This window comes from Streptomyces sp. NPDC007084 (assembly GCF_040703595.1).
Lineage (GTDB): Bacteria > Actinomycetota > Actinomycetes > Streptomycetales > Streptomycetaceae > Streptomyces.
Window position 1 is genome coordinate 1 of sequence record NZ_JBEYFY010000134.1, and the last position, 1,213, is coordinate 1,213.

A 1,213-nucleotide genomic window follows, 5' to 3' on the forward strand; every position below is an offset into this window, starting at 1 on the left:
AGTCGCGGGGGCGGCGCGGCCGGAGGGCGTCGAGCAGGGGCGCGGGGCGCGTGAAACGTCCCGGCCGGCCCGCGCGATCCCGGCCGGCACGATCCTGGCCGACGCGATCCCGGCCGGCACGATCCTGGCCGACGCGATCCCGACCGGCACGATCCCGGCCGGCACGATCTCGGCCGACGTGGGTCACGCCGGTATCGGCCGGACCGGTGCCGCTGAGGTCGATGCCGGTCAGCTCGGTGCCGCTCAGGTCGATGCCGCTCAGCTCGGTGCCGCTCAGCTCGGTGCCGGTGCGGTCGGGGCCGTTCAGTCCGGCGCCTTCCCGGCCTGCGCCGCTCACGCCGGGGCCGGACAGGCCCGCACGCTCCTCGCCGGTGCCGGACACGCAGGTGCCGGCCAGGCCGGTGTCGGCCAGGCCGGTGTCAGACCGGCCGGTGCCGGACGCGCCCGCCCGGTCCCCAACGGCGCCGGACACCCCCATACCGGACACCCCCGCCCGTTCCTCACCCGTCCCGGACAGCCCGCAGCGGGTCAAGGCACGGAGGCGGTGTTCGGCCCCGGCGTCGAGGGGGCGGTCGTGGAAGTGCGGGTCGTCGGTGGGCACCGGGTTGGCGCGGCGCAGGAGGTCGAGTTCGTCAGCCATGGCCGTGTTCCTTCAAGGTGTCGCGACGGGGTGTTGCGGGACCGGCGGCCACGGTGGGCCGCAGGCCGTCGATCTCGGCGGCGAGCCGGCGGCGGGCCCGGTGCAGACGCATCGACGCGGCGCGGCTGCCGCAGCCGAGCGCGACGGCGATCTCGTCGACGCCGAGTTCCTCCCAGGCCGCCAGGCGCAGCACTTCCTGGTCCGCCGGGGAGAGCCGGGCCAGCGCCTCGTGCACCCAGTCGGCGGGCGAGCCGGCGTCGGGGCCGGGGACGACGTGGGTGCCCCGGGCGCTCTCGTCGTTGCCGAGCCGGTCGAGGAGCCGGCGCCGGCGCCCGTATCCGCGCACGGCGTTGGCGAGGCAGTGCCGGGCCACCCCGTACAGCCAGGGAAGAGGGGTGGCCGGGAGGTCGTCACGCCGTCGCCAGGCGACGGTGAAGACCTCGGCCACCACCTCTTCCACATCACTGCTTCGGCCGTCCAGTCGCCGCGCAACGTAGCGGCTGACCGCCCAGTAGTGCTCGCGATAGGCAGCGGCGAAGATCTCGTCGTTGCTCATGGTCCGTAGGTGTCCGG

At 75.8% G+C, this 1,213-nt stretch carries 2 protein-coding genes; both read right to left on the minus strand.

Going from position 1 to position 1,213, the window contains the following annotated elements; all coding sequences use genetic code 11:
* A partial coding sequence (locus tag AB0912_RS35905; protein WP_366707537.1) for a pentapeptide repeat-containing protein occupies nt 1–640 on the minus strand: 640 nt, incomplete at its 3' end.
* Nucleotides 633–1,196: a sigma-70 family RNA polymerase sigma factor gene (locus AB0912_RS35910; RefSeq protein ID WP_366707539.1), complete on the minus strand. Its 564-nt coding sequence runs from the start codon at nt 1,194–1,196 to the stop codon at nt 633–635. The genes AB0912_RS35910 and AB0912_RS35905, both read right to left, overlap by 8 nt.
* Nucleotides 1,197–1,213 lie beyond the last annotated feature (17 nt).

Coding starts and splice junctions, on each gene's coding strand:
- AB0912_RS35910 (WP_366707539.1), bottom strand. CDS start 1,196: ATGAGCAACGACGAGATCTTCGCCGCTGCCTATCGCGAGCACTACTGG.